This window comes from Streptococcus vestibularis ATCC 49124 (assembly GCF_000188295.1).
Classification (GTDB): Bacteria; Bacillota; Bacilli; order Lactobacillales; family Streptococcaceae; genus Streptococcus; species Streptococcus vestibularis.
Window position 1 is genome coordinate 374,228 of record NZ_GL831112.1, and the last position, 25,610, is coordinate 399,837.

At 40.9% G+C, this 25,610-nt stretch carries 31 protein-coding genes, 1 tRNA gene and 1 pseudogene; 28 read left to right on the plus strand and 5 right to left on the minus strand.

Annotated elements, in window-relative coordinates:
- Positions 1–57: 57 nt before the first annotated feature.
- The 4 genes from HMPREF9425_RS01970 to HMPREF9425_RS01985 all read left to right on the plus strand — a co-directional run bounded on the left by HMPREF9425_RS01970 (position 58) and on the right by HMPREF9425_RS01985 (position 2,154).
- Positions 58–636, plus strand: coding sequence for a hypothetical protein (locus tag HMPREF9425_RS01970; protein WP_003094615.1), 579 nt, complete (start codon positions 58–60; stop codon positions 634–636).
- Positions 637–654: 18 nt separating this feature from the next.
- Positions 655–999 (plus strand): hypothetical protein, encoded by a 345-nt coding sequence (locus HMPREF9425_RS01975; RefSeq protein WP_003096294.1) that lies wholly within the window; start codon positions 655–657, stop codon positions 997–999.
- 37 nt (positions 1,000–1,036) lie between these two features.
- The gene (locus HMPREF9425_RS01980; protein WP_003096296.1) at positions 1,037–1,279 is read left to right on the plus strand and encodes a hypothetical protein; all 243 of its coding nucleotides are present in this window, start codon (positions 1,037–1,039) and stop codon (positions 1,277–1,279) included.
- Positions 1,280–1,377: 98 nt separating this feature from the next.
- The gene (locus tag HMPREF9425_RS01985; RefSeq protein WP_003096299.1) at positions 1,378–2,154 is read left to right on the plus strand and encodes an FxLYD domain-containing protein; all 777 of its coding nucleotides are present in this window, start codon (positions 1,378–1,380) and stop codon (positions 2,152–2,154) included.
- A gap of 31 nt (positions 2,155–2,185) precedes the next feature.
- Here the strand turns inward: HMPREF9425_RS01985 and HMPREF9425_RS01990 are convergent, their stop codons facing one another.
- Both HMPREF9425_RS01990 and HMPREF9425_RS01995 read right to left on the minus strand, forming a co-directional pair.
- On the minus strand, positions 2,186–2,485 hold the full coding sequence (locus tag HMPREF9425_RS01990; RefSeq protein WP_003096302.1) for a hypothetical protein: 300 nt from the start codon (positions 2,483–2,485) through the stop codon (positions 2,186–2,188).
- Positions 2,482–2,901, minus strand: coding sequence for an HIT family protein (locus HMPREF9425_RS01995; protein ID WP_003096304.1), 420 nt, complete (start codon positions 2,899–2,901; stop codon positions 2,482–2,484). The genes HMPREF9425_RS01990 and HMPREF9425_RS01995 overlap by 4 nt, the downstream gene beginning before the upstream one ends.
- Positions 2,902–2,965: 64 nt before the next feature.
- Between HMPREF9425_RS01995 and HMPREF9425_RS02000 the strand changes: the two genes are divergently transcribed.
- The 5 genes from HMPREF9425_RS02000 to HMPREF9425_RS02020 all read left to right on the plus strand — a co-directional run bounded on the left by HMPREF9425_RS02000 (position 2,966) and on the right by HMPREF9425_RS02020 (position 6,376).
- The gene (locus HMPREF9425_RS02000; RefSeq protein WP_003096306.1) at positions 2,966–3,697 is read left to right on the plus strand and encodes an ABC transporter ATP-binding protein; all 732 of its coding nucleotides are present in this window, start codon (positions 2,966–2,968) and stop codon (positions 3,695–3,697) included.
- On the plus strand, positions 3,697–4,731 hold the full coding sequence (locus HMPREF9425_RS02005; protein WP_371748832.1) for an ABC transporter permease: 1,035 nt from the start codon (positions 3,697–3,699) through the stop codon (positions 4,729–4,731). The genes HMPREF9425_RS02000 and HMPREF9425_RS02005 overlap by 1 nt, the downstream gene beginning before the upstream one ends.
- Before the next feature lie 57 nt (positions 4,732–4,788).
- Entirely contained in the window at positions 4,789–5,580 is a 792-nt protein-coding gene (gene ccrZ, locus HMPREF9425_RS02010; RefSeq protein ID WP_002884270.1) for a cell cycle regulator CcrZ, read from the plus strand.
- Between the two features lie 9 nt (positions 5,581–5,589).
- The gene (trmB, locus tag HMPREF9425_RS02015; protein WP_003096317.1) at positions 5,590–6,231 is read left to right on the plus strand and encodes a tRNA (guanosine(46)-N7)-methyltransferase TrmB; all 642 of its coding nucleotides are present in this window, start codon (positions 5,590–5,592) and stop codon (positions 6,229–6,231) included.
- Between the two features lie 58 nt (positions 6,232–6,289).
- A tRNA-Ser gene (locus HMPREF9425_RS02020) sits at positions 6,290–6,376 on the plus strand.
- A gap of 71 nt (positions 6,377–6,447) precedes the next feature.
- Here HMPREF9425_RS02020 and aao read toward each other — a convergent pair.
- Positions 6,448–7,629, minus strand: coding sequence for an aminoacetone oxidase (aao, locus tag HMPREF9425_RS02025; RefSeq protein ID WP_003096319.1), 1,182 nt, complete (start codon positions 7,627–7,629; stop codon positions 6,448–6,450).
- A 112-nt stretch (positions 7,630–7,741) separates the two neighbouring features.
- Here aao and ilvD point away from each other — a divergent pair, with 112 nt between their 5' ends.
- Positions 7,742–9,460: a dihydroxy-acid dehydratase gene (gene ilvD / locus HMPREF9425_RS02030; RefSeq protein WP_002891655.1), complete on the plus strand. Its 1,719-nt coding sequence runs from the start codon at positions 7,742–7,744 to the stop codon at positions 9,458–9,460.
- Between the two features lie 157 nt (positions 9,461–9,617).
- On the opposite strand, the gene HMPREF9425_RS02035 is transcribed toward ilvD, so the two are convergent.
- The gene (locus HMPREF9425_RS02035) at positions 9,618–9,977 is read right to left on the minus strand and encodes a metal-sulfur cluster assembly factor (RefSeq protein WP_037621331.1); all 360 of its coding nucleotides are present in this window, start codon (positions 9,975–9,977) and stop codon (positions 9,618–9,620) included.
- A gap of 141 nt (positions 9,978–10,118) precedes the next feature.
- Here HMPREF9425_RS02035 and HMPREF9425_RS09675 point away from each other — a divergent pair, with 141 nt between their 5' ends.
- From HMPREF9425_RS09675 to HMPREF9425_RS10650, 6 genes are all read left to right on the plus strand, one after another.
- Positions 10,119–10,286 (plus strand): hypothetical protein, encoded by a 168-nt coding sequence (locus tag HMPREF9425_RS09675; RefSeq protein WP_003096325.1) that lies wholly within the window; start codon positions 10,119–10,121, stop codon positions 10,284–10,286.
- Positions 10,287–10,480: 194 nt separating this feature from the next.
- Positions 10,481–11,017 (plus strand): DUF536 domain-containing protein, encoded by a 537-nt coding sequence (locus HMPREF9425_RS02040; protein ID WP_002884601.1) that lies wholly within the window; start codon positions 10,481–10,483, stop codon positions 11,015–11,017.
- Positions 11,018–11,066: 49 nt separating this feature from the next.
- Positions 11,067–11,657 (plus strand): 3'-5' exonuclease, encoded by a 591-nt coding sequence (locus tag HMPREF9425_RS02045; RefSeq protein WP_003096338.1) that lies wholly within the window; start codon positions 11,067–11,069, stop codon positions 11,655–11,657.
- Between the two features lie 174 nt (positions 11,658–11,831).
- The gene (locus tag HMPREF9425_RS02050; protein WP_003096340.1) at positions 11,832–12,560 is read left to right on the plus strand and encodes a MerR family transcriptional regulator; all 729 of its coding nucleotides are present in this window, start codon (positions 11,832–11,834) and stop codon (positions 12,558–12,560) included.
- A gap of 106 nt (positions 12,561–12,666) precedes the next feature.
- Positions 12,667–12,834 (plus strand): IS3 family transposase, encoded by a 168-nt coding sequence (locus HMPREF9425_RS10645; RefSeq protein ID WP_003096344.1) that lies wholly within the window; start codon positions 12,667–12,669, stop codon positions 12,832–12,834.
- A 127-nt stretch (positions 12,835–12,961) separates the two neighbouring features.
- A complete protein-coding gene (locus HMPREF9425_RS10650; RefSeq protein WP_003096346.1) occupies positions 12,962–13,504 on the plus strand; it encodes an IS3 family transposase in 543 nt (180 codons plus the stop codon).
- Positions 13,505–13,629: 125 nt separating this feature from the next.
- Here the strand turns inward: HMPREF9425_RS10650 and HMPREF9425_RS02065 are convergent, their stop codons facing one another.
- Entirely contained in the window at positions 13,630–13,929 is a 300-nt protein-coding gene (locus tag HMPREF9425_RS02065) for a YbaB/EbfC family nucleoid-associated protein (RefSeq protein WP_002884818.1), read from the minus strand.
- Between the two features lie 340 nt (positions 13,930–14,269).
- Here HMPREF9425_RS02065 and HMPREF9425_RS02070 point away from each other — a divergent pair, with 340 nt between their 5' ends.
- From HMPREF9425_RS02070 to HMPREF9425_RS02125, 12 genes and pseudogenes are all read left to right on the plus strand, one after another.
- Entirely contained in the window at positions 14,270–14,779 is a 510-nt protein-coding gene (locus tag HMPREF9425_RS02070) for a hypothetical protein (RefSeq protein WP_003096350.1), read from the plus strand.
- Between the two features lie 172 nt (positions 14,780–14,951).
- Positions 14,952–17,300, plus strand: coding sequence for a cation-translocating P-type ATPase (locus tag HMPREF9425_RS02075; RefSeq protein WP_003096353.1), 2,349 nt, complete (start codon positions 14,952–14,954; stop codon positions 17,298–17,300).
- A 93-nt stretch (positions 17,301–17,393) separates the two neighbouring features.
- A complete protein-coding gene (locus HMPREF9425_RS02080) occupies positions 17,394–17,744 on the plus strand; it encodes a PBECR3 domain-containing polyvalent protein (protein ID WP_003096357.1) in 351 nt (116 codons plus the stop codon).
- Positions 17,745–18,337: 593 nt separating this feature from the next.
- Positions 18,338–18,561: pseudogene (locus HMPREF9425_RS02085) on the plus strand (chorismate mutase).
- A gap of 133 nt (positions 18,562–18,694) precedes the next feature.
- Positions 18,695–20,050: an anthranilate synthase component I gene (gene trpE / locus HMPREF9425_RS02090; RefSeq protein WP_003093688.1), complete on the plus strand. Its 1,356-nt coding sequence runs from the start codon at positions 18,695–18,697 to the stop codon at positions 20,048–20,050.
- Positions 20,047–20,613, plus strand: a complete 567-nt coding sequence (locus HMPREF9425_RS02095) for an aminodeoxychorismate/anthranilate synthase component II (protein ID WP_003093386.1) — start codon at positions 20,047–20,049, stop codon at positions 20,611–20,613. The genes trpE and HMPREF9425_RS02095 overlap by 4 nt, the downstream gene beginning before the upstream one ends.
- 91 nt (positions 20,614–20,704) lie before the next feature.
- Positions 20,705–21,709, plus strand: a complete 1,005-nt coding sequence (gene trpD, locus HMPREF9425_RS02100) for an anthranilate phosphoribosyltransferase (RefSeq protein ID WP_003094346.1) — start codon at positions 20,705–20,707, stop codon at positions 21,707–21,709.
- Positions 21,706–22,473: an indole-3-glycerol phosphate synthase TrpC gene (gene trpC, locus HMPREF9425_RS02105; protein WP_003096363.1), complete on the plus strand. Its 768-nt coding sequence runs from the start codon at positions 21,706–21,708 to the stop codon at positions 22,471–22,473. Before trpD ends, trpC begins: the two co-directional genes overlap by 4 nt.
- Positions 22,460–23,041 (plus strand): phosphoribosylanthranilate isomerase, encoded by a 582-nt coding sequence (locus HMPREF9425_RS02110; protein ID WP_003096366.1) that lies wholly within the window; start codon positions 22,460–22,462, stop codon positions 23,039–23,041. Before trpC ends, HMPREF9425_RS02110 begins: the two co-directional genes overlap by 14 nt.
- Positions 23,038–24,246 carry a tryptophan synthase subunit beta gene (trpB, locus tag HMPREF9425_RS02115; protein WP_003096368.1) on the plus strand — a complete coding sequence of 403 codons (1,209 nt, stop codon included), beginning with the start codon at positions 23,038–23,040 and terminating at the stop codon, positions 24,244–24,246. Before HMPREF9425_RS02110 ends, trpB begins: the two co-directional genes overlap by 4 nt.
- A gap of 3 nt (positions 24,247–24,249) precedes the next feature.
- The gene (gene trpA, locus HMPREF9425_RS02120; protein WP_003096370.1) at positions 24,250–25,032 is read left to right on the plus strand and encodes a tryptophan synthase subunit alpha; all 783 of its coding nucleotides are present in this window, start codon (positions 24,250–24,252) and stop codon (positions 25,030–25,032) included.
- A gap of 144 nt (positions 25,033–25,176) precedes the next feature.
- Positions 25,177–25,608, plus strand: coding sequence for a CopY/TcrY family copper transport repressor (locus HMPREF9425_RS02125; protein WP_003096374.1), 432 nt, complete (start codon positions 25,177–25,179; stop codon positions 25,606–25,608).
- The last annotated feature ends 2 nt before the right edge of the window (positions 25,609–25,610 follow it).

Consider the following 25,610-nt stretch of genomic DNA (forward strand, 5'->3'; position numbering starts at 1 on the left):
TATATATATATATATATATAATATTTACGGAAAATTAAATTTAGGTTAGGGGTTCTTATGAAAAAGAAAAATTGTTTATTTACATTTTCAGTGATTTTACTATCTATAGCACTAACAGGTTGTTCGGCTAGTAAAAACTTAATAAATACTGCAAAAAATATTTCAGGAGGCGTTACAAGTAAATCTTCAAGTTCTTCAACAACATCAAGCTCTTCAAGTTCTTCAATAACATCAAGCTCTTCGAGTTCTTCAAGTTCTTCAACAACATCAAGTTCTTCAACAATATCAAGCTCTTCAAGTTCTGTAAGTTCAAGTAATTTTAACCCTCAGGACACATCTGATGCCACAATTAGGAGTATTTCAACCTATAACGACTATATAACGATGTATTCAAAAATTGTTGATGAATATCTAACGAATTATCAAAATGCTGTCGCTGGTACAGTACTAGATGATGCAAATACAATTGAGCAAATGAAACAAGAAACATTGAAATCTTTGGAAGAACAGAAGAAAGAATACGGTGCGATGGGAAACACGAAGATTATTGGTAAAGATAGTCTAGTTGAATTTTTGAAAAATTACCGTAATGGATTGAAGGAATATACAGATAATATTTCAACTCAAATTCAATAATATAATTAAGGAGATTAAATGAAAACAAAAACATTAGCCGTAACAAATGGAGTAGTGGGACTAATCGGAGGCATCTTTCTTCTTTTTGCATTCTGGTTTATTGTAGGTGTAGCATCTTCGGGATCAGAAGCTGCGATTGTATTAATGACTTTGTTTGTATATCTTGTAAAGCTAGCACTACTAGTACTTGGAATAGTTGGTGCTGTATATTATAAAGGGGATACACCGGTAGGAACTGCTCCTAGTGTACTATTGATTGTTGGAGGAGCGATTTCTCTTATTCCTTTCTTAGGATGGATTGGCGGAATCTTAGGAATAATAGGTGCTTCATTGTATCTAGCGAGCCTGAAAAAATTTCTTTAATAGTTGAATATGAGAAAATTATTTCAAGGAGTGTAAAATGGATTTATTTTGGCCAATGTTGTTCTTTATGGCATTCGTGGTAATTATCATGATTTTTGCTACAATTTCAGAGGTAATCAATAAATTAGGTAATATAGCAAAATGGCTCGGTTTAGGAGCGATAGCAGGAAATGTAATAAATAATAAAATCAATTCAGACACTGCTATAAAACAAGGTAGAACTTGGAGGAAGAGTGGAGCGAGAGAAGAAAATAATAGTGTTAGTTCAATTTATTTGTAATAATCTGAAAAAGCATAAAAAAATCATTTTATTTTCATAAATAGTTGACAGTTAATGAAATTAAAAATATATAAAAAATTAAATAGTGAGGAAATTTTATGAAAAAGATTACTATTCTATTATTGCTTTTAGTTGGGATTATTACTTTATCAGCTTGTACAAGCTCTAATGAAAGTAAGACATATGATGAAGCTTTTGTAAAATCTTTAGCTAAGGGTCTAGATGCTCGTTGGAAGTATGTTGATAGTGAAAAAAGTGACTCGGCTCGTTCGCTAAAAAAAGCAATTAATAAAGAATTAGATGAAATTAGTGGATATAAAGATAAGAAGTTTAAGGATAGTAAACTTCAAGAATTGGCAATTTCTTATATTAATGAATTAAACAATGGATTAGAAATTTCGAAAACTTATGGTTCGGATAGTTTTGATACCAAGTGGGATGAACATCTTGGTAAAAGAACATCTCTACTTTCTGAAATAGATAAAATGAATTCTATTCCGGTACAAGATAAAGATGGTTTATCAGAGTTACTTGCTCAAGGAAATGAAGTTAAAGATAATAATGTAAAGAAAGAAGCTATTGAAAATCTTGTTAAGAATATCAATTTTACAGTAGATAATACTAAGTCTAATGAATATACAAAATATTATTCTGCAACAGTTGAGAATACAACAGAATATTCAATAAAAGATATCTACCTAACCATTAATTTGGTAAATGCTGATGGTGTTACAGTTGGTACACAGTACGTATCTGCTAATAACTGGGCTCCATCTGGTAAGACTCTGTTTGAGTTCTCTCAGTCTAAGGGTGATAATGAGTTTACAACAACTCAAGTCTCTATAAGTTCTTTTAATGCTGAAAAAACTGAATAATAAAAAGGTAAGTAGCCTATGCTACTTACCTTTATTCTTTATCTTCACTTTGATATTTTTTCAAATGTTTTTGGATGATGCTAAGTCGAGGTTCTAGGTCTTTTTGGAAGATACGTGTTTTATAGCTGAGGTCTTGTTTGATGTCATCAAGCACAAGGTTTTGTTCCTTGATGATGTCAAGGTTGCGTTTGATTCTGTCCAGATCGTGAGAGATATTTTCTCGTGATTGTTTGAGGTCTAGGATTTCCTCTTTGATGTCTTCACGTCGTTTATAGGCGTAGTAGGCACCGTAGGCAAGGGTTCCAAGAGCTAGAAAGCGTCCGAGTTTCATTCTGTTACCTCTTTAGCAATGCTGTCAGCAAGGTCGACCAAGGCAGCGAAGTCTGGTTCGTGTTCGTCAAATCCCATGTGGATACCATCGTCTGCACCGTAACGAGGAACGAGATGAATATGAGCATGGAAGACGGTTTGTCCAGCAACTTCTTCGTTGTTATTAAGGATATTCATGCCGATTGCTCCAGTTGCTTTTTGCACGGCACGAGCAATTTTAGGAACACGGCTAAAGACAGTCTCAGCGGTTTCAGCAGACATTTCTAAGATGTTACGAACGTGCTCTTTAGGAATAACCAAGGTATGTCCTTTTGTAGCTTGTGAAATATCGAGGAAGGCTAGAACCTTGTCGTCCTCGTAGACTTTTGATGAAGGGATTTCTCCAGATATAATTTTACAGAAAATACAATTATCCATAATAACGACCTTTCCATGAGTTTTTGTTATAATAGATTATATCATACCAAAGAGAGAAAAGATAATGCTTAAATTAGAAAAGGTGACGGGTGGTTACGCTAATATTCCCGTCCTAAAAGATGTGACTTTTGAGGTGGCTGATGGTGAATTGGTTGGTCTCATTGGTCTTAATGGTGCTGGGAAATCAACAACAATTAACGAGATTATTGGTCTCTTAACACCTTATGGGGGACAGATTGCCATTGATGAGTTAACGATTCAACAAGATCCAGCTAGCTATCGTCAGAAGATTGGCTATATTCCTGAAACGCCAAGTCTTTATGAAGAATTGACGCTTCGTGAACATTTGGAAACGGTGCTGATGGCATATGGCCTTGATGTTACAGAGGGAATGGCACGTGCGGACAAGTATCTTAAGCTTTTTCGCTTAGATGAAAAGTTGGACTGGTTCCCGACTCAGTTTTCAAAAGGGATGAAGCAGAAGGTCATGATTATCTGTGCCTTTATTGTTGGTCCAAGTCTTCTCATTGTTGATGAGCCCTTCCTAGGTTTGGATCCCTTGGCGATTTCTGATTTGATTGAACTTTTGGCTGAGGAAAAGGCTAAGGGAAAGGCGATTCTCATGTCGACTCACGTTTTGGATTCGGCTGAGAAGATGTGTGATCGCTTTGTGATTTTGCACCATGGACAGGTCTTGGCACAAGGGACTCTCGAGGAGCTCCGTCAGACTTTTGGCAACGATAGTGCTAGTCTTAACGATATCTATATGCAGTTGACTAAGGGAGAATTGTCATGATAGCTAAGCTATTTAAGGAGCGTAGCAAGCGATTCAATGCCCGCTGTGCTAAGTATAGTCGCTACGTCTTTAATGATCACTTTATCTTGGTTCTTCTCTTTCTGCTAGGTTTTGTATTGGTTCAGTATAGCCAGTTGCTTCGACATTTTCCAAAGAATCCGTGGGCAATCATTCTTGGTTTGCTAGTGCTTTGTCTTCTATTGCCTTTCTGGGGGAATATTGCGACTTATTTAGAGCCAGCTGATAAGCATTACCTTTTGGTGAAGGAAGAAGAGGTGTTAGACCATGTTAAGAAGGCAACAGGGCGTGCTTTTAGATTTTGGGTAATCGTACAAAGCCTGATTTTTATTTTGGTTATTCCGCTCTTTTTAGCCTTGGGACTTCCAGTTTGGGGAGTTATCCTTGTAGCTGTGGCTATGGCTATTCTTAAGTACTTCATTTTTCAGAAAAAGGCTCAACCTTTTTATAAGCAGTCTGGACTGAATTGGACTGAGGCTATTGCAGCGGAAAATAAGCGTCAACAATCGATTCTGAAGTTCTTTTCACTCTTTACCAATGTTAAAGGGATTACGTCGAGTGTTAAACGCCGTGCTTATTTGGATGGTATTCTCAAACGTACAAAGAAAGACAAGGAACATACTTGGTACAATCTTTACCTAAGAGCCTTCTTGCGTTCTGGGGATTACTTTGCCCTTAGTTTACGCCTGTTTGCCCTAACACTTCTAGTTATCTTTTTGGTTCCTGAAAAATGGTTGGCTATGGTGCTTGTGGTTGTTTTTGATTACCTCTTGCTCTTTCAGCTCACGGCACTTAAATCGCACTTTGCTTATCAGAGAATGGCTAACCTTATGCCAGTTGGAAAAGACATGCAGGTAAGCAATCTTAAGCGCTTGATTAGCCAGATTGTACTTGGGATGACTCTGGTACAGGCTATTTGTCTCTTCGACCTTAAGTTTAGCCTGATTTTGGTTGGAATGATGCTAGTTCTGAGCCTTGTTTACCTACCAGCCAAGCTTAAGAAGATGATTGACTAACACCTATTAAATAAGTTAAAATAGAAACGAATGACTAAAGAAAAAGGAGATGCCTAGGTGACATCAACAGATAAAGATTTGAGCCTGACTCCTCTCAAAGGAAATAGTGGTAAGGCCTATATGGGAACTTACCCAAACGGAGATCGCGTCTTTGTGAAGATGAATACAACACCAATCTTGGCAGCTCTTGCCAAGGAACAGATTGCACCACAGCTCTTGTGGGCTAAGCGTCTGGGAAATGGTGACATGATGAGTGCACAGGAGTGGCTTGATGGTCGTATTTTGACCAAACATGACATGAACAGTAAACAGATTATCCAAATTCTTGGTAATTTGCACCGCTCTAAACACTTGGTTAATCAACTCTTGCAGTTGGATTATCATATTGAAAATCCTTTCGATCTTCTACACGAGTGGGAGGAAAATGCCGCTTACCAATTGCGTGAAAATGGCTTCCTTCAAGACGTTGTTAGAGATTTGAAACGTCATCTTCCAGAGTTTCGTGCGGAAATTGCAACAATTGTTCACGGAGATGCTCGTCATAGTAACTTTGTCATCACAACCTCAGGATTGATTTATTTGGTTGATTGGGATTCTGTACGTCTAACAGATCGTATGTATGATGTGGCGCAGATCCTCAGCCATTACATTCCATTGGCACATTGGCCACAGTGGTTGTCATACTATGGCTATAAGAACAACGACCTTGTGATGGACAAGATTTATTGGTATGGGCAGTTTTCATATTTGACACAGATTTCAAAATTCTTTGATAGTCGTGATATGGAACATGCCAACCGAGAAATTTATGAACTTCGTAAATTCAGAGAGACCTTGCACAGATATTAGAAAGTAGACATGCGAGTTAGAAAACGTAAAGGTGCAGAGGAACACCTAGCTAACCATCCTCAGTACGTTATCCTTGAGCCGGAGGCTGCTAAAGGTAAGTGGCATGAGCTTTTTGGTAATGACAATCCTATCCATATCGAGGTAGGATCTGGTAAAGGGGCCTTCATTACTGGTATGGCCCAACAAAACCCTGACATCAACTACATTGGTATTGATATTCAGCTGTCTGTATTGAGCTATGCCTTGGATAAGGTTTTGGCTTCGGGTGCTGAAAATGTCAAACTCTTGCGCGTGGATGGTTCAGCCTTGACCAATTATTTTGAAGATGGCGAAGTGGATATGATGTATCTGAATTTCTCAGATCCATGGCCTAAGAGTCGCCACGAGAAACGTCGTTTGACATACAAGACTTTCCTAGATACTTATAAGCAAATTTTGCCTGAAAATGGAGAGATTCACTTTAAGACAGACAATCGTGGACTTTTTGAATACAGTTTGGCGAGCTTTTCACAGTATGGAATGGTTCTCAACAAAGTTTGGTTGGACCTTCATGCCAGTGATTATGAAGGCAACGTCATGACTGAATACGAGCGTAAGTTCTCAGAAAAAGGTCAGGTCATCTATCGAGTAGAGGCCCAGTTTAAAGATTAACTCTTGAAAACTTGATTAAAAATAACGATTAGCCATTAATAGGCTAATCGTTTGATGTGGAGAGGTCGCATAGAGGCCGAGTGCGCACGCTTGGAAAGCGTGTAGTCCTTAACGGGGCTCGGGGGTTCGAATCCCCTCCTCTCCTTTGAGAAATAGACAAAAAATCCCTTCTATGACAGAAGGGAACTTTTTGTTGTCCTTAATTGAAAAATCTTTCTAATCCCAAGGACTCTGAATTCCTGCTATCCAACCAGTACAGAGGGCGCTAGTAATATTAAAGCCACCGGTATGTGCATTGATGTCAAGGACCTCTCCTGCAAAGTGTAGATGAGGGACTTTTTTACTTTCTAGGGTCTTAGGATTAATCTCCTTGAGGTCTATGCCACCTTTGGTTACAAAGGACTTAGCAAGTGACATTTTGCCTGTAATTGGAATTTCCATCTCCTTGAGTTGACTGATAAGCTTTTCCAAATCTTTTGGATGGAGTTGTTTAATCTTGCTATCTGCCTTATCTCCTGCTAGAAATTCAGCGACACGTTCAGGCACTAGACCTTTGAGAGTGTTTTTAACAGATTTCTCGCGATTTTCCTCAAAGTAGGTCTTGAGATTTTCTTGGCTATGGTTAGGAAGAAAATCTAGATGGGATATTTCACCTCCTTTGACAAAGCTAGATAAACGTAGGGCAGCCGGCCCAGATAGTCCAAAATGGGTGAAAAGAAGGTCATGAGTAATCTTGTGTTTTCCATAAGACAGCGTGACATCGTCAAGAGAAATTCCCTGTAAAGCTTTATGTGGAAAGTCGGTTAAGAGTGGACTTTCTGCAGCTTCAAGATCAGTAACATGAAGTTTGAAATGTCGGGCGATATCGTGACCAAAACCAGTTGAACCTGTTGATGGATAAGATTTTCCCCCAGTTGTGACGATGAGTTTATCACTGGTAAAAATCTGGTCTGCAGACTTAACCTGAAATTGTTCATCGACTTTTTTGACAGAGACAACTTCTGTATTGGTGAGTATGCTAGCACCAAGTTCCTGAATCTTATTTTCCAGAGCTTGGATGATGGTCCGTGATTTATCTGTCTTAGGGAAGACACGTCCGTGATCCTCAACCTTAAGTTTGACACCATTGTCCTCGAAAAAAGCAATGATATCGTGGTTATCAAATTGTGAAAAGACGCTATAGAGGAAACGGCCATTACCTGGAATACCTGCTAGAAGATCGTCTAAAGTCCCGTTGTTAGTAACATTACAACGTCCACCACCAGTACCAGCCAGCTTCTTTCCGAGACGTTTATTTTTTTCAATTAGAAGGGTTTGTTGGCCATAGAAGGCTGAGGCAATAGTCGCCATCATGCCAGCAGGACCCCCACCAATAACGATAGTATCAAAATGTTTCATGCCTTTATTTTAGCATAATTTAAAAAGGGAGAATAGTTTGTAAATGGTCAGTTTTTTTAGATAATTTATGTTAGAATAGGAGTAGAAGTTTAAATTAGAATAGTTATTAACTATGGAGGAAAATATCGTGTCTGAAAATAACATGAAACACCGTTCTTCTGTCTACGATAGCATGGTTAAATCACCTAACCGTGCCATGCTTCGTGCGACTGGGATGACGGATGATAGTTTTGAAAAGCCTATTGTTGGGGTTATCTCAACTTGGGCTGAGAACACACCATGTAATATCCACTTGCACGGTTTTGGACAAATTGCCAAAGAAGGTGTTAAAGACGCGGGTGCTTGGCCAGTTCAATTTGGTACGATTACTGTTGCAGATGGTATTGCGATGGGGACACCAGGGATGCGTTTCTCATTGACATCTCGTGATATCATCGCTGACTCAATCGAAGCAGCTATGGGTGGTCACAACGTCGATGCCTTTGTTGCTATTGGTGGTTGTGATAAGAATATGCCTGGTTCTATGATTGCCATTGCTAACATGGATATTCCAGCGATTTTTGCCTATGGTGGTACCATTGCACCAGGTAACCTTAACGGTAAGGATATCGACTTGGTTTCTGTTTTCGAAGGTATCGGTAAATGGAACCACGGTGATATGACCGCAGAAGAGGTTAAAGATCTTGAATGTAATGCCTGCCCTGGCCCTGGTGGTTGTGGTGGTATGTATACTGCCAACACAATGGCGACAGCAATCGAAGTAATGGGAATGAGCCTTCCAGGATCATCATCTCACCCTGCAGAATCAGCTGAGAAGAAAGCAGATATCGAAGAAGCAGGTCGTGCAGTTGTTAAGATGCTTGAACTAGGTCTTAAGCCATCAGATATCTTGACACGTGAAGCCTTTGAAGATGCCATCACTGTCACAATGGCACTTGGTGGTTCAACAAATGCGACACTTCACTTGCTCGCTATTGCTCATGCAGCTAACGTTGATTTGACACTTGAAGATTTCAACGATTTTCAAGAGCGTGTGCCTCACTTGGCTGACTTGAAACCTTCAGGTCAATATGTCTTCCAAGATCTTTACAATGTTGGTGGTGTACCAGCCGTTATGAAATACCTTCTTAAGAATGGTTTCCTTCACGGTGATCGTATCACATGTACTGGTAAGACTGTTGCAGAAAACTTGGAGGCCTTCGATGATTTGACACCAGGTCAAAAAGTCATCATGCCGCTTGAAAATCCTAAACGTGCTGATGGTCCATTGATTATCTTGAAAGGTAACTTGGCTCCAGAAGGTGCGGTTGCCAAAGTATCAGGGGTTAAAGTTCGTAACATCACTGGTCCTGCTAAAGTATTTGACTCAGAAGAAGACGCCATCGAAGCAGTTCTTTCTGATGAAATCGTTGATGGCGACGTAGTTGTTGTACGTTTTGTAGGTCCTAAGGGTGGTCCTGGTATGCCAGAAATGTTGTCATTGTCTTCAATGATCGTTGGTAAAGGTCAAGGGGATAAGGTTGCCCTCTTGACAGATGGACGTTTCTCAGGTGGTACTTACGGACTCGTTGTTGGTCACATTGCTCCTGAAGCTCAGGTTGGTGGACCTATTGCCTACCTCCGTACAGGTGATATGGTTACAGTTGACCAAGATACCAAAGAAATTACGATGCACGTTTCAGACGAAGAGTTGGCGAAACGTAAAGCCGAAACTGAGTTGCCACCACTTTATAGCCGTGGTGTCCTTGGTAAATACGCTCACATCGTTTCTTCAGCGTCACGTGGTGCCGTTACCGACTTCTGGAACATGGATAAATCAGGTAAAGCCTAATGAAATGATATAAAACAAAATCACACCGGACATTTGTTCGATGTGATTTTTTGATATTAATTTTTAAGACAGTTGTTGGCAGTATGGTGACAAGTAATGGTTTGTCTGTTGTTGCTCTAGTAAAAAACCGGTTGTAAATGTCCAACCGGTTTTCCTTTTATTTTCCGCCTCGAGGTGAGATACCAAGAGCAATACGTCCATAACGACTGATACGTGTCATCTTCCAGACTGGTGAATAAGTGGTTTCCACCTTGACAGACTTAATACCGTCAATGGATTTTAGCTTTTCAGCGATTTCATAAGGCATAGTCTCTTCACAGCCACAACCAGTATCAGTAAAGGTCATAAGGAAGTAGCAGTGGCCATTTTCATCGACGGTGATTTCATAAATCAAACCAAGGTTGTAAATATCTAGCTCAATCTCTGGGTCGAATACAGTGGTCATTTGTTCGATGATTGGCTCTAAAAAGGGCTGGGCCAAATCATTGACCTTAATATCATCACGGAAGTTTTTCATAGGACTCATTCTTTCTATTTTGCTTTTGTTTATTATGGCATAATTTAGGGCTTTTTTCAATCTCGGATGGCAATATGAGGCTTTAGTAAGCGAGTAAAGTAACAATAAAAAAACTCCAACAGTCAAACCGTTGAAGATAATGTGATTGATGCTTCAATATCAAGTCGTTTTGCAACCAAGGTTGCTCGAATGCCATCAAAAATTGGAGCAAGAATGAAATTCTCAAACCTTGTGGAATTGTTCCCACCATTCCTAGATACAACAGATCTGATACCGACAAAACCCAATTTGGAAGTACCGATTGTTTAAGTCAAAGACTTTCCTTCTATATACATTTATACCCACACATAGTTAACCAAAAGCTTAGCTTCCTATCAAGTCAATTGTTTGAAGAGTGAAAGGAAAAAAGTCCTTCAGATATCCAGAATAACTAGTCAAATTGACAGAAAGGAGTGATTGTGATATTCTCATAGTGAGACATTTCAAGAGAAAATGAGGCTATTATGAGTATTGAAAAGACAGTCAGCGAGATTGCTGAAATCCTTGGTGTTAGTCGTCAAGCAGTCAATAATCGTGTCAAACAACTTCCAGAAGAAGATCTAGAAAAAAATGCTAAAGGAGTTACTGTCGTTAAACGCAGTGGCTTAATTAAGTTGGAGGAAATTTACAAGAAAACCATCTTTGATGATGAGCCAATCGATGAAGAAACAAAACAACGTGAGTTGTTGGAGATTCTTGTAGACGAGAAAAACTCTGAGATTGCCCGTCTGTATGCTCAGTTGAAGGCTAAGGACGAGCAGTTGTCTAACATGGATGACCAATTGCGTGTCAAAGACGTTCAAATCGCCGAAAAGGACAAGCAAATTGATCAACAACAGCAATTGACCTTGACTGCTATGAAGGACAAGGAAGAGCTTAAACTGGAACTTGACGAGGCTAAGGTTGAGGTTGACGAAGCCAAGGCCCAAGTGGAAGAAATCCAGACCAAACAAGAAGAAGCTTCTAAAAAAGGTTTCTTTGGACGTCTATTTGGAAAATAAAAAAGAAGCTGGGACTCAGTCTCAGCTTTAACTATTGTAGGAGATTAAAATGGAAAATTTAGAAACTTATATTGCCTTTGATTTGGAGTTTAACACGGTGGATGGGGTTAGTCATATTATCCAAGTATCGGCCATTAAGCTGAATCAGCATGAGGAAGTGGACCAGTTTGATTCTTTCGTCTATTCGGATGTTCCTTTGCAATCCTTTATCAATGGTTTGACTGGAATTACAGCGTATAAGATTGCCAAGGCACCAAAGCTAGAGTCTGTTCTGGTGGATTTTAAATCATTTGTTGGAGACACTCCACTTATTGGCTACAATGCTCTTAAATCAGATTTGCCTATTCTAGCTGAAAATGGTTTAGACTTGGAAGAGCAATATGCTTTAGATGTTTTCGATGAGGCCTTTGACCGTCGTGCTTCTGATTTGAACGGTATTGTTAACCTCAAGTTGACTAGTGTGGCAGATTTCTTTGGAATCAAGGGACACGGTCATAACAGCTTGGAGGATGCTCGTATGACCGCACAGATTTACGAGAAGTTTCTCGAATTAGATGAGAATGCCAAACTTTTGGAGCAACAGGAAGAAGTCAGTAACAATCCTTTTGCTGCCTTAGGTTTGGGTGGCCTTTTCGACTAGGGCTTTACAGAAGCTGTAAAGGGTGTAAAGAGTGATGGCTAACTTTTTCTGTAAGAAAAGAAAATCCTCTAGGGTTAGGGCTTGCATATTACCTTGCGTTATAAGGTAGAATCTAGGTATCAAGGGTGGTCAAGGTCCTCCTTTGATAGAAAATCTTAAAAGGAGGTGACTGAGATGTCTCAGTTTTCAACAGGAGAGTTGGCTAAGGCAGCAGAAGTGTCTGTTAGGACTGTCCAGTACTATGATCAGCGAGGTATCTTGACGCCGTCTGAAGTCACAGAAGGTGGTCGGAGAATCTATCACGAATCAGACTTGGAACGTCTGCAAGTCATTTGTTTCTTAAGAGATTTGGACTTCTCAATCAAACAAATCAAGAAACTCTTGCAAGAGGAGAATAGGGAACAGGTTTTAGAGCTTTTGTTGACAGACCAAATCGAGAGTTTAGAAAAGTCTTCGAAGGAAATAGAGGTTAAACTAAAACGTGCCCGTCACTTGCAAAAAGCTACTGCTAAACGGCGTCAACTTTCGCTGAAAGATTTGTCAGACATTTCACGTCTTATGGAAAATCAAAAATCATGGCGTCATTTGCAGTTGAGAGTGTATGGGAGTGTCGTTCTAACATCCCTTCTTTATCTGATAGGCCTACTGATAGTTATTTATTATTTTAAGGATCCGAGAGGTTTGTTTATTATCTGCCCTGCATTTTTAATAGGTGTAAATTTAGTGGTGTTTCGCTATAGAAAGCAGTTTGAATACCTCTGTCCTAACTGTCATAGGACTTTTGAGCCTAGTTCTAAAGAGTTTGCTCTTGCCGGACATACACCAAGGACTCGGAAACTGACTTGCCCTCATTGTCATGTAAAGACCTACTGTCTGGAGTTGGCAAAGACTAAAACGAAATAAGTTATCGAACATAAAAAACGCTTGGACTGGCACTGCACCTGTAAAATGAGACACAAGAAAACACTCCTGTTGAATTCTGGTAAACTAGAAACAGGAGTGTTTTGTTATGGTCAAAAAAGCATATTCAGTAGAAACTAAGCTAGCCTGTATCGAAATGAAGAAGGTGGGTAAGTCAAATAAGGTTATCATGGATACCCTCGGTATCAAAAATGCTAGTCAGGTGAAGACCTGGTGGCGATGGTATCAGAATGATGAATTGTACCGTTTCCACTAACCTGTGGGGAAACAATATACTTATGGTAAAGGGATGGAGCAGTTATCTGAAGTGGAAAAGTATCAGAGCTTGGTAAGAGAATCGACAAAGTAAGTCTTATCAAGCTAGTGGAAGAGTATAAGAAAATGTGCCCGTATCTATTATTTTAGAGTGTTTCGGTGTCAAACGGTCGACCTTTTATCGCTGGAAACAGGAGTGTAAGAATTCTCAGAAAAGAGATGACATAGCAGATAAAATCGAACAACTCTGTATGGAAAATCACTTTATTTATGGCTATCGAACCATCACTTGCTTGCTCAAGAAAATTCATAGTCCTGTCGTTAATCAGAAGAAAGTTTATCGTATCATGAAGGAGAGTGGATGGCTCTGTCGGACACGTCCCAAGAAAGTACCAAATCTAGGTAAAACTTACCACGTAACAGACAATAAGCTAGATCGTGATTTTCAGGTAGACAAGCCTATGGAGAAGCTTGTCACAGACATCACCTACCTTTACTTTGGAAACTGTAGACTTTATCTATCTTCAATCATGCTTCCTAAGTGGAGAAACTTAACCAAAGATAATATAACAGATATTGTTAAAAATCACATCATATTTTATAATGAAACTAGAATTCAACGAAAATTAAATGGTCAGTCTCCTGTAGAGTACAGAAAACTGGTCGCATGAGAATTTTTTTCTTGTCCCATTATTGGGGTGCAGTGCCTTTCTTGTCCAAGTATTTTCTTGTATATTACGGCTGAGTTGCTAAATGAGTGTATAGAAAAAGGAATCGCGAGATTCCTTTTCATTTTTTAGAATGGCAATTTACCTGCAAAGGCACCCATTGATTTTTTAGTCGCTTCGTCAATTTGTCCAAGAGCATCGTTAAGTGCTTGAACAGTCATATCTTGAAGTGTTTCCACATCATCAGGATCCACAACAGCATCAGCGAAAGTGATGTTAACGACTTTTTTGTCACCGGTTAATTCAGCCACAACCAAGTCTTGTGCTGATTTTCCAGTGAAGGTTGTAGCAGCCAACTCAGCTTGGCTTTTTTCCATTTGTTTCTGAAGCTTTTGAGCTTGCTTCATCATGTTTTGCATGTTCATCATAATAGTTTCTAGATTCCTTTCATATCAAGGGGTTGGCCCTTGTTTCTTAAATTTTACTGCCCACTTCTGCCCAGAAATGAGTAGTATAAAAATCTTAACTATTATACCATGTTTAGCTTGATTAACAAAATGAGAGAGGGCCAAAGAGAATCTGGTATTATAGGGGAGTTCAGTCTATTTAGAACGAAGTTATCAAGAGGTTCTAGCAAAAAAACTATCGGACCGATTACAAAAACAAGAAATCTTTAAATTGTAAGACTTGTTAAAAATAGTGTACAATGGTTTATTGTTAATCCAGTCAAAATTCGATTGGAGATAGAAAAAGAAAGAGAAGAAAAGAATGCGAAAAAGAAATATTTTGGGGCTTTTTGTAGGACTAATTATAGGGCTGTATACAGTCTTAGGAATGAGCCTATTTACCTTTATTAATTTAAAATTTAACTCTGTTTATTATGCTCAGCATATCCCTTATAAGGAGGGGACAGAACCGGACATCATTATGCTGATGGAGAATATGGGTTGGGCCTATACACCGGAAATAGAAGGTATTAGCTATGATGATGATGGGTCGTACGCTATAACTAGAGAAAAAGGAACTAAAACGTCTGTATTAAGTTTTACGAATGGTACTCTATTTTTTTTCCTGGACTCAGGTGAAAGTTATCTTTTTGATCGTAATTTTTCTATCCAACATGCTTTTGACAAACGTTATCACAATATTAAATATAATCAACGAAAAGTCAAAAAAGAAATTAGAGAGACCGTCCAACCAGTGATTGATGCTCAACCAAAACCATTAATCAATCTTCAGTGGTTGTTTAATTTAATTTATCAAAGTAGGTTTAATTAGAGAAAAAGATAGCATAGAAGTGTTTTGTAGGGACTCCTGCCCTTGCTATTTGAAAGTAGCTTAATTTGATAAAAAAGGTGGGGATAGCGGCTCGATATAGTAGGTCTATTTCCTTGCTATTCATGACGGCTATGACGGCTAACCTTTGAAAACACCTCATTTTTATGCTACTATGAAAGTTATGAAAAAACAGTTACAAGGCTTGACGCAGGTGGAGGTCAAGCGGCGGATAGATGCCGGTAAAACAAATCATTTTAAAGCAAAAACTGGCTCCAGCAATTGGGAGATTTTTAGGCGTAATGTCTTTAACTCCTTTAATGTGCTCAATTTTGCAATCTTTGTGGCTTTGATTGCTGTTCAGGCTTGGTCTAATCTTTTTTTCTTTGGGATTATTGTGCTTAATGCTTTTACGGGGATGATGACGGAGTTGCGTGCCCGTCGCATGATTGATAAGCTTAATCTCATGAATCAGGATCAGATTCGTGTGGTGCGTGATGGACAGCTTGTTTCTATCGATCCTAAGGATATTGTCTTGGATGATGTCATGCTCTTGTCTGCGGGTGAGCAGGTGCCCAGTGATGCCGTGGTTATTGATGGGATGGCTGAGCTTAACGAGGCTATGCTGACTGGTGAGAGTGATCACATTCTAAAGAAAGATGGGAAGGAGCTACTCTCGGGTTCTTATCTTGTGAGTGGTCAGGTCTATGCTAAGGTCATTAACGTAGCCGAGGACAATTACGCCAACAAGCTCATGTTAGAGGCCAAGACTCATAAGCCAATCGTGTCCCGTATCCTTTATAATATGGATAAGATTGCTAAGTTTACGGGAAAGATTGTTATACCATTTGGGCTTGCACTCTTTTTTGAAGCTTACATGATTAAGCAGCTTTCTCTTCAAGAGTCGGTCGTTACCAGTTCGACAGCCCTTCTGGGAATGTTGCCTAAGGGAATTGCTCTTTTGACCATTACATCACTTTTGACGGCTGTCATTAAGCTTGGGATGAAACACATCCTTGTGCAAGAGATGTACTCTGTTGAAACCTTGGCTCGTGTAGATGTGCTTTGTTTAGATAAGACAGGGACGATTACACAAGGAAAGATGACAGTTAAAGGACTGGAACTACTGTCAGAGCGTTTTACGAAAGAGGAGTTGGAGCGTTTGCTTGCGGCTTATATGCAACATAGCAAGGATAAAAATGCAACAGCTCAGGCTATTCGAAATGCTTATGAGGGTCTGGAACATCATTATCAAGTAGGTGACGTTATTCCATTTTCAAGTGATCGTAAATGGGGTGCTGTGAGCGTTAATGGGCTTGGAACTCTCTTTTTGGGGGCACCTGAGATGCTTCTTAAAGAAAATCCCAAAGCAGTCGATCAGGCTCAGGCACGAGGGTCTCGTGTTTTGATTTTGGCTTGGAGTCAGTCAGGTGTTGATACAGAGACCATGATTTTGCCGAATGACGTCGAGGCTTTGACTTTACTTGAAATTGCCGATCCTATTCGTGAGGATGCTGCAGAAACTCTGGAATACCTGCGTTCAGAAGATGTGACGCTTAAGATTATTTCTGGTGACAATCCAGTGACGGTTTCTCATATTGCTCATCAAGCTGGTTTTGCCGACTATCAAAGCTATATTGACTGTTCTAAGGTCAGCGATGAGGAGTTGGAGGCTTTGGCTGAGGATACTGCGATTTTTGGTCGTGTATCTCCGCACCAGAAAAAGTTGTTAATCCAAACCCTTAATGCCAATGGGCATACGACAGCTATGACTGGTGATGGTGTCAATGATATCTTGGCACTGCGTGAAGCGGATTGTTCGATTGTTATGGCAGAGGGAGATCCTGCAACACGTCAGATTGCCAACTTAGTGCTTATGGATTCTGAGTTTAAGGACATTCCTGAAATTCTATTTGAGGGACGCCGTGTGGTTAATAATATTGCCCACATTGCACCGATTTTCCTCATTAAAACTGTTTATTCCTTCCTTTTGGGGCTTATCTGTATTGCCAGTATTGTTTTTGGTAAGGCAGAGTACCTCTTGGTCTTCCCTTTTATTCAAGTTCAGATGACTTTGGCGGGTCAATTTATCGAAGGTTTTCCACCGTTTATTTTGACCTTCGAACGTAATATACGACCTGTTGAGAAACATTTCCTCAGACGTTCGCTCCAGTTGTCTATTCCTAATGCCTTGATGCTGGTTATCAGTGTTCTTATTTTCCATCTGTCTCAGGTCTATCTTGGCATGAGCAATACGGACATGCTGACGCTGTCTTATTATATGATGGGATCAACGGGTGTTCTTGCCGTTATTCGTGCTTGTATCCCGTTGAATAAGGGGCGCGTGGCCTTGATTATCTACTCAGTCTTTGGCTTCCTAATCAGCTCCTACTATCTTCGAGATGTGATTGCAATCTCAACACTTAATAGCTACACTTTGCCAATTTATCTGGTCGCAATGGCTATCTGTACACCGCTTTTCTTCTGGATTAGCTATAAACAAGGTGCTTTCCAAAAAGCATAAAGCAAAACTCGGGCTTGGTAACAGGCTTGAGTTGTTTGATAGCTGAACATTAGGAAAATCCTTGATGGGCACTAGGTATGGTACAATAGAGGCATGAAAATAGTAGGGCACTTGACGCCAAAAGTCATTAAAGCTTTTGATTTGGACTACAATCCTGGTGAAGACATCACGCTGTCTGCACAACGTAAGAAGCATATGGAAAAACATCGCCAGGAATTCAGTGATTTTGATGCCACCTATGAACGTATTCCAGAGATTATTGCTCATCCGGACTATATCGGTCGCCATCCTAATGGCCAGTCTTTGGAATACATCAAACGTATTGATGGTAATGTTTTGGTAGCGGTCAGATTATGTGATAAACTTAATGTCCGTACCATGTTTGTGATTAAAGATTCTAAGCTGAAAAACTATATAAATGCTGGTAGAGTGAAGAAAATGTGATATAATATGGGTAAGGAATAACAACGAGGGCGGAAGAGGCAGCCGCCGCACCTTCGGGTCTGAAAGAGATGCAGGATTGTCCCCCTGCCGTTGTTTATCAAACAAAGAAAGTCCCTTTGGGGATTTTTTTATTTTGTATAGCTTAGGGACAAGGCTATCTCACTCTCTGGATTAGCTATAGACGAATTTTTTAGGAGAAGAATTGTCAAAATTAACAGAAAATTCTTGACATCTTTTTTTAAAGGAGTATAATGATTAGTAAATCAGAAAGTAACTGGTCTTAGATTTTCAGGGAGCCTGCGGTGATTGTGAGTAGGTAATCGAGATGAGCGAACATTGGGCTGATTGGATGATAATGAGAAGGTAACACATATTCTTCTCGGTTGGCACCCCTTACCGTGCAACTCCTTGTTGGAGGAGATAGAGATGATGGTCGTTTTTTGAGACTGTTAACTGAGGTGGTACCGTGTTAAACTAGATTTAATGCCCTCACAGAGTTTTTCTCTGTGAGGTTTTTTGTTTACTTTTATCTTTAAAGGTCTCTTTACCTAAAAGAAGTGTCATTTTATTGTTTAATGAAAGCTTGGGTATTTATGGATGTATTAAGCAATGTTCGAAGTGTTATTGATGATATTGATAGAGAGTTAATTCGACTACTGGCCCAACGTCAAAGACTTGTGGAAAAGGCAGGACAGCTTAAGCCCAAGGGAGACAAGGCTACTGTCCAGGCTAGTAATCGTGTTGCGCAAGTGATAGCTACCGTCGCAAGGAGGCACTAGAGCTTGGCTTGTCACCAGATGTGGTTGAAAGTGTTTAGCGAAGCATGATTCAAGCCTTTATTGCTTTGGAAGATAAAGTTAACAAAGAACAATAGTGGTGCCGATACATCCTATAAAGGAGTCTTGCATCAGTCTTATTACTCTCGATAAACCAGTTTGAAAGGAAATACTATGAGAAAAATTTTACCAGCCGATACCTTAACACCAATCTTGGCTTATATGCGTGTTCAGGGAGAACACAAGGTTATCCTTGAATCTATTCCTCGTGAGAAGGAAAATGCACGTTTTTCTATTGTTGCCTACAATCCGGTCTTTGAAGTAACCTTCAAGGATGGTGTTCTTTATGAAAATGGTAAGGCGATTGATCAGGATCCTTTCGAATACTTGGACCAAGTAACAGTCAAGGGCATCAAGTCTGACCTACCTTTCGCAGGTGGTGCTATCGGGTTTGCAGGCTATGATATGATTGGTCTATATGAAAATATCGGGGATATTCCTGAAGATACGATTGGAACACCTGATATGCATTTCTTCATCTATGAGTCTTATTTGATTTTTGACCACAAGAAGGAAAAGGTTTATGTAGTTGAGGACAATATCTACTCTGGTCGTGACAACGATGCGGTGCGTCAGGCTCTTGGTCAGGTGGTAACGAGCCTACAGACTCAGGCGCCAAACGAGTTTACACCTCAGGCCTTGCAAGCTTTGCAATTTTCGAATCATATCGAAAAAGAAGTCTTCATGGACATGGTGGCTAAGGCTAAGAAACTCATTCGTGAGGGAGATATGTTCCAATGTGTGCTTAGTCAACGCTTTTCAGCGGACTTTGAGGGAGATCCTTTGGATTACTACCGTAACTTGCGCGTGACCAACCCATCAAACTACCTTTATTTCTATGATTTTGGAGATTATCAGGTGATTGGTGCCAGCCCAGAGAGCTTGGTTTCAGTGAAAAATGGAGAGGTGGTCACCAATCCGATTGCTGGAACTCGCCCTCGTGGTGCCAATGAGGCTGAAGACGCTGCTCTAGCGGATGAACTCTCACATGATGTTAAAGAAACTGCGGAACACCGTATGTTGGTTGACTTGGGACGTAATGATATTGGTAAGATTGCCCAAAATGGTACGGTCAAGGTGACTAAGTATATGGAGGTTGAGTATTTCCGCTATGTCATGCATCTTACCAGTGTGGTCAAAGGGCAACTCTTGCCTGAGTTGACAGCCCTTGATGCTCTTAAATCAACCCTACCAGCTGGAACCGTGTCAGGAGCGCCTAAGATTCGTGCTATGCGCCGTATCTATGAGCTTGAACAGGAAAAACGTGGTATTTATGCGGGAGCTATTGGTTATCTGTCTGCGACAGGAGATATGGACTTTGCCATTGCTATCCGTACTATGATTCTCAAAAATCAAAAAGCCTATGTTCAGGCAGGTGCAGGTGTTGTCTATGACAGTGTTCCTGAAAATGAATTTTACGAAACGATTAACAAGGCGAAAGCTATGACAAGAATAGGAGATGCCCAATGATTTTACTAGTTGATAATTATGACTCTTTTACCTATAATTTGGCACAATACCTAGGGACATTTACAGAGGTAAAGGTCTTGCGTAACGATGATGCGAACCTATATGAAGAAGCGGAAAAAGCTGACGGACTAGTCTTTTCACCGGGTCCAGGTTGGCCAGCTGATGCGGGTAAAATGGAAGCCTTGATAAAGGATTTCGCTGGTAAAAAACCGATGATGGGAATTTGCTTGGGGCACCAGGCTATTGCGGAAACTTTTGGTGGTAAACTTGGCTTGGCTAAGAATGTTATGCATGGCAAACAAAGCAATATTACTTTTGAAACGCCATCGCCGATTTTCAAGGATATTGACAATGATGTCCCAATCATGCGTTACCATTCCATCGTTGTTGACCAAATGCCAGAGGGCTTTGATGTGACAGCTATCACAACTGATGATCAAGAAATCATGGCCATTCAACATAAGGAGCTACCAATTTATGGTTTGCAATATCACCCAGAAAGCATCGGAAGTCCAGATGGGCTCAAGATGGTTGAAAATTTCGTGAAAATCGTTGCAGGCTAGTTGGTCAGTCTTTTGACTAAATTGGTCTACGCTCAAAACATCTCCTCGTGCATCAGAAAACTTTGAACCGTTTTTGAAAAGGAAAACAGATATGAAAGAAATATTCCTACAAATCTCAAACCGACAAGACTTGTCTCAAGACCAAGTCCAAGCAGTCTTTGACCGTATTCTCAAAAATGAAGTCTCAGAAAGCCAAATCGCTGCCTTTCTTATGGGGCTTAAAACTAAGGGAGAAACAGCAGATGAAATCACAGGTATCGTGCGTGCCCTCAAATCACATGCGACGGTCTTGCCTGAGACCTTCACAGATGCTATGTGTAACTGTGGTACTGGTGGAGACCAGTCTTATAGCTTCAACATTTCAACAACGGTTTGCTTTGTCTTAGCAGCAGGTGGAATTCGTATGGCCAAGGCTGGGAACCGTTCGATTTCCTCTAAATCTGGTTCGGCAGATGTCCTTGAAGCTCTTGGAATCAACGTTGCGGCATCACCAGAAACCCTATCTAAAGCACTTGACGAGGTTGGTTTGGCCTTTATCTTTGCCCAAACCATGCATCCAGCTATGCGTTTTATTGGTCCAGCCCGCCAAGCTCTTGGGATTCCAACGATTATGAACTTGGTTGGGCCACTGGCTAATCCACTTGATCTTGAGACACAACTCATGGGCCTCTACCGTGTGGAATTACAAGAGATTGTTGCTAATGCTATTCAACAGTTGGGACGTAAACGTGCGGTTATTATCACAGGTCCTGACAATATGGACGAAGCTGCCCTCTATGGCACCAACACCTACACCCTTTTGGAAGATGGTCACATCAGCCAGCACACTTTCACTTATGAAGATTTGGGTATGGAAAAGGTTGAGTTGTCTGACATCACAGGTGGCGATGCCAAGGAAAATGCAGAGATTCTCCTTAGTGTCTTGAAAAACGAAGCTAGTCCTTATCTTGAAACAACAGTGCTTAATGCAGGTCTCGGCTTCTTTGCCAATGGTAAGGTTGCGACTATTAAGGAAGGTGTAGAGCTTGCTCGTCAATTGATTGCAGACGGCTCAGCCCTTGAGAAACTTCGCCAACTCCAAGAGGTACAAGTATGAGTAAAGCCTTTCTCCCAACAATCTTAGAACAAAAAGAAAAAGAAGTGGCTCAGTTGGTCATGGAGGACTTGCAGCCCTTGCGTCAGACCTATCGTCTTTATGAGTTTCTCAAGTCAAATCAAAACAAGCTGCAAATTATTTCTGAAGTGAAAAAAGCCAGTCCAAGTATGGGTGATATTAACTTAGATGTGGATATTGTGGCTCAGGCCAAGACCTATGAGGAAAATGGGGCAGCTATGATTTCTGTTTTGACGGATGAGGTCTTCTTCAAGGGTGATATTTCCTACTTAAAAGAAATTTCGTCACAGGTGGCTATTCCAACCTTGGCTAAGGATTTCATTATTGATGAGAAACAGATTGTGCGTAGTCGTAATGCGGGTGCAACAGTCATTCTCTTGATTGTAGCGGCCTTGCCAGAGGCTCGCCTCAAGGAGCTCTACGATTTTGCGACAAGCCTTGGCTTGGAAGTCTTGGTTGAAACGCATAATCTACCAGAATTGGAAGTGGCTCATCGTATTGGTGCTGAGATTATTGGTGTTAACAACCGTAATTTGGTCACTTTTGAGACAGATATCAATACCAGTCTTGAGTTATCAACGCATTTCAAGGACAAGCCTGTTTATATTTCTGAGTCAGCTATTTTCACAGGTCAGGATGCTGCCCTTGTTGCCCCATATTTTAATGGGATTTTGGTAGGAACTGCCCTTATGACGGCTGACAATGTGGCTGAGAAGGTTAAGGAGTTGCAAATTGACAAAGGTTAAAATTTGTGGATTATCGACACCAGAAGCGGTAGCAACTGCAGTTGAAGCAGGTGCTGACTACATTGGCTTTGTGTTCGCCAAAAGCAAGCGTCAAGTGAGTTTTGAACAAGCTCACAAGCTAGCTAAAGGAGTGACAGGCCAGACAAAAATCGTCGGTGTCTTTGTTGCACCAAGCCTTGAGGAACTGGAAGAAGCGATTAGTCAAGTTCCCTTAGATATCGTCCAGATTCATGGAACTTTTGATGAAGCTCTGATTCCAGAGATATCAGTACCAGTTATTCGAGCTATTCAGATTTCGGATAGTGATTCTCAGGTCAAGAGCCAGGCGGATTATCTTCTTTTTGATGCTCCCATTGCTGGCAGTGGTCAGACCTTTGACTGGCAACTCTTGGCGGACAAACAGATTGAACAGGATTATTTCATCGCTGGTGGCTTGACTGTGGACAATGTGGCAGAGGCCAAGGAGACTTTCCAGCCCTATGCCTTAGATGTGTCCTCGGGTGTCGAGACAGATGGTCACAAAGATTTAGATAAGATTAAAGCATTTATAGAAAGAGTGAAAGCATGACATATCAACAACCTGATGCAAAAGGATTTTATGGAAAATTCGGTGGTCAGTTCGTTCCAGAAACGCTGATGACAGCCGTTATTGAATTGGACAAGGCCTATCGTGAAGCCAAGGAAGATCCAAGTTTCCAAGTGGAATTGGATGATCTCCTCAAAAACTATGTGGGCCGTGAGACGCCTCTTTACCACGCCAAACGATTGACTGATCATATTGGTGGGGCACAAATTTACCTTAAACGTGAGGACCTTAACCACACAGGTGCCCATAAGATTAACAATGCCCTTGGTCAAGTTTTGCTTGCCAAACGTATGGGCAAGAAGAAAATCATCGCCGAAACTGGTGCAGGTCAACACGGTGTTGCAACAGCGACAGCTGCAGCTCTTTTTGACATGGACTGTACGATCTATATGGGTGAGGAAGATGTTAAACGTCAGGCGCTTAACGTTTTCCGTATGGAGTTGCTTGGTGCCAAGGTATTTAGCGTCACAGATGGTTCGCGCGTGCTTAAGGACGCTGTAAATGCAGCCCTTCGTGCTTGGGTAGCAGGTATTGATGACACTCACTACATCATGGGGTCTGCCCTTGGTCCAGCACCATTCCCAGAAATTGTTCGTGACTTCCAATCTGTCATCGGTCGTGAAGCCAAACGCCAATATGCAGAGATTTCTGGCGGTAAACTGCCTGATGCTGTAATGGCTTGTATCGGTGGTGGTTCAAATGCTATCGGTATGTTCTACCCATTTGTCAATGACGAGTCAGTAGCTATGTATGGTGCTGAGGCTTCTGGTTTGGGACTTGATACCGATAAACACGCTGCAACCTTTGCCAAAGGTCGTCCAGGTATTCTACACGGAGCGCTTATGGATGTCCTCCAAGATGCTCATGGTCAAATCATGGAAGCCTTCTCTATCTCAGCTGGTCTGGACTACCCAGGGGTTGGCCCTGAGCACTGTTATTTCAACGAAATTGGACGTGCGACTTACGACTCTATCACAGATGAAGAAGCTCTCGAAGGCCTCAAACTTCTATCACGTTTGGAAGGTATTATCCCAGCCCTTGAGTCTAGCCATGCCATTGCGCTTGCACAAAAAGTGGCAGCTAAGATGTCGCCAGACCAAAGTCTCCTTGTCTGCCTTTCAGGTCGTGGGGACAAGGACGTGATGCAGGTTAAAGAACGTTTCGAAGCTGAAGCAGAAGGGAAATAAACCATGACAAAAACACTAACAAAACACCTACAAGCTATCAAAGACAGTAAACACGGCATTTTTGTACCTTATATCATGGCTGGTGACCACGCTAAAGGTCTAGACGGACTCTTTGAGACTATTGCTCTCTTGGAAAATAGTGGTGTTTCAGCTATCGAGGTCGGTATTCCATGGTCTGACCCAGTGGCTGATGGCCCTGTTATTGAATTGGCAGGACAACGTAGTTTAGCTAAAGGTGTGACCTTAACAGCTATCATCAAGAAGCTTCAGGAACAAAAAACACAGGTGCCTTTGGTTATCATGACCTACATCAACCCAGTTTATCAGTATGGTATTGAAGACTTTGTCAAAGATTTAGCAGAGACTTCTGTCAAGGGACTCATCATTCCTGATTTGCCAAATGAACATGCTGACTTTATCTCCCCTTATTTGAAAGACAGTGATATTGCTCTCGTGCCTTTGGTCAGCTTGACTACAGGCATTGACCGTCAGAAACAGTTGATTGATGGTGCAGAAGGCTTTATCTACGCCGTTGCCATCAATGGTGTCACTGGTAAGACTGGTAATTACCGTGATGACCTTGATAAGCACTTGTCTAACTTGACTTCCCATGCAGACATTCCAGTCCTCACAGGTTTCGGTGTGTCAACAGAGGAAGACATCAAACGCTTTAACGCTGTGTCAGACGGTGTTATCGTGGGATCAAAAATTGTCCGTGACCTTCACGACGGTAAGAAAGATGAAGTCGCCGAATTTGTTAAGTTCGGTTCACATTTTGAAAAATAGAAGATGATACTCTCCAGAAATGGGGAGTATTTTTCATCAAAAATAAATCTACAAATGTAGATAAAACCCTTGACGCCATTCTAGAATAGCGTTAAAATAAATCTACAAACGTAAACAAATAATAACATTCAGAAAGGAACTATCATGCTGACAATTTCATCTGCGGAATGGGAAGTCATGCGAGTGCTCTGGGCTAAGGGACAAGCGACTTCTTCAGAGATTATAGCGATTCTATCTAAGAAGCTAGACTGGTCGGCTTCGACAGTAAAGACCTTGCTTGGACGTTTGGCGGACAAGGGGTACCTAACTAGTCAGCGTCAAGGACGAGGGTTTATCTATCAAGCTATCTTGGGGGAAGATGAGGCGAATTTTCAGGCTTTAGAAGCTGTTTTTGACAAGATTTGTTTGACCAAACATAGCGATTTGTTGGGTCAACTCATGGCAAAGACGCCGATGACCCAGGCCGATGTGGATAAGTTACAGGCCTTGCTTGCAGCAAAAGAACCTGTGGATCAGGTGGTTTGTGACTGTGTGCCTGGTCAATGCGCTTGTGGGCATCATATGGAGGTGATATAGGA

Coding starts and splice junctions, on each gene's coding strand:
- HMPREF9425_RS01970 (WP_003094615.1), top strand. CDS start 58: ATGAAAAAGAAAAATTGTTTATTTACATTTTCAGTGATTTTACTATCT.
- HMPREF9425_RS01975 (WP_003096294.1), top strand. CDS start 655: ATGAAAACAAAAACATTAGCCGTAACAAATGGAGTAGTGGGACTAATC.
- HMPREF9425_RS01980 (WP_003096296.1), top strand. CDS start 1,037: ATGGATTTATTTTGGCCAATGTTGTTCTTTATGGCATTCGTGGTAATT.
- HMPREF9425_RS01985 (WP_003096299.1), top strand. CDS start 1,378: ATGAAAAAGATTACTATTCTATTATTGCTTTTAGTTGGGATTATTACT.
- HMPREF9425_RS01990 (WP_003096302.1), bottom strand. CDS start 2,485: ATGAAACTCGGACGCTTTCTAGCTCTTGGAACCCTTGCCTACGGTGCC.
- HMPREF9425_RS01995 (WP_003096304.1), bottom strand. CDS start 2,901: ATGGATAATTGTATTTTCTGTAAAATTATATCTGGAGAAATCCCTTCA.
- HMPREF9425_RS02000 (WP_003096306.1), top strand. CDS start 2,966: ATGCTTAAATTAGAAAAGGTGACGGGTGGTTACGCTAATATTCCCGTC.
- trmB (WP_003096317.1), top strand. CDS start 5,590: ATGCGAGTTAGAAAACGTAAAGGTGCAGAGGAACACCTAGCTAACCAT.
- aao (WP_003096319.1), bottom strand. CDS start 7,629: ATGAAACATTTTGATACTATCGTTATTGGTGGGGGTCCTGCTGGCATG.
- ilvD (WP_002891655.1), top strand. CDS start 7,742: ATGGAGGAAAATATCGTGTCTGAAAATAACATGAAACACCGTTCTTCT.
- HMPREF9425_RS02035 (WP_037621331.1), bottom strand. CDS start 9,977: ATGAAAAACTTCCGTGATGATATTAAGGTCAATGATTTGGCCCAGCCC.
- HMPREF9425_RS02040 (WP_002884601.1), top strand. CDS start 10,481: ATGAGTATTGAAAAGACAGTCAGCGAGATTGCTGAAATCCTTGGTGTT.
- HMPREF9425_RS02045 (WP_003096338.1), top strand. CDS start 11,067: ATGGAAAATTTAGAAACTTATATTGCCTTTGATTTGGAGTTTAACACG.
- HMPREF9425_RS02050 (WP_003096340.1), top strand. CDS start 11,832: ATGTCTCAGTTTTCAACAGGAGAGTTGGCTAAGGCAGCAGAAGTGTCT.
- HMPREF9425_RS10645 (WP_003096344.1), top strand. CDS start 12,667: ATGGTCAAAAAAGCATATTCAGTAGAAACTAAGCTAGCCTGTATCGAA.
- HMPREF9425_RS02065 (WP_002884818.1), bottom strand. CDS start 13,929: ATGATGAACATGCAAAACATGATGAAGCAAGCTCAAAAGCTTCAGAAA.
- HMPREF9425_RS02070 (WP_003096350.1), top strand. CDS start 14,270: ATGCGAAAAAGAAATATTTTGGGGCTTTTTGTAGGACTAATTATAGGG.
- HMPREF9425_RS02075 (WP_003096353.1), top strand. CDS start 14,952: ATGAAAGTTATGAAAAAACAGTTACAAGGCTTGACGCAGGTGGAGGTC.
- HMPREF9425_RS02080 (WP_003096357.1), top strand. CDS start 17,394: ATGAAAATAGTAGGGCACTTGACGCCAAAAGTCATTAAAGCTTTTGAT.
- trpE (WP_003093688.1), top strand. CDS start 18,695: ATGAGAAAAATTTTACCAGCCGATACCTTAACACCAATCTTGGCTTAT.
- HMPREF9425_RS02095 (WP_003093386.1), top strand. CDS start 20,047: ATGATTTTACTAGTTGATAATTATGACTCTTTTACCTATAATTTGGCA.
- trpD (WP_003094346.1), top strand. CDS start 20,705: ATGAAAGAAATATTCCTACAAATCTCAAACCGACAAGACTTGTCTCAA.
- trpC (WP_003096363.1), top strand. CDS start 21,706: ATGAGTAAAGCCTTTCTCCCAACAATCTTAGAACAAAAAGAAAAAGAA.
- trpB (WP_003096368.1), top strand. CDS start 23,038: ATGACATATCAACAACCTGATGCAAAAGGATTTTATGGAAAATTCGGT.
- trpA (WP_003096370.1), top strand. CDS start 24,250: ATGACAAAAACACTAACAAAACACCTACAAGCTATCAAAGACAGTAAA.
- HMPREF9425_RS02125 (WP_003096374.1), top strand. CDS start 25,177: ATGCTGACAATTTCATCTGCGGAATGGGAAGTCATGCGAGTGCTCTGG.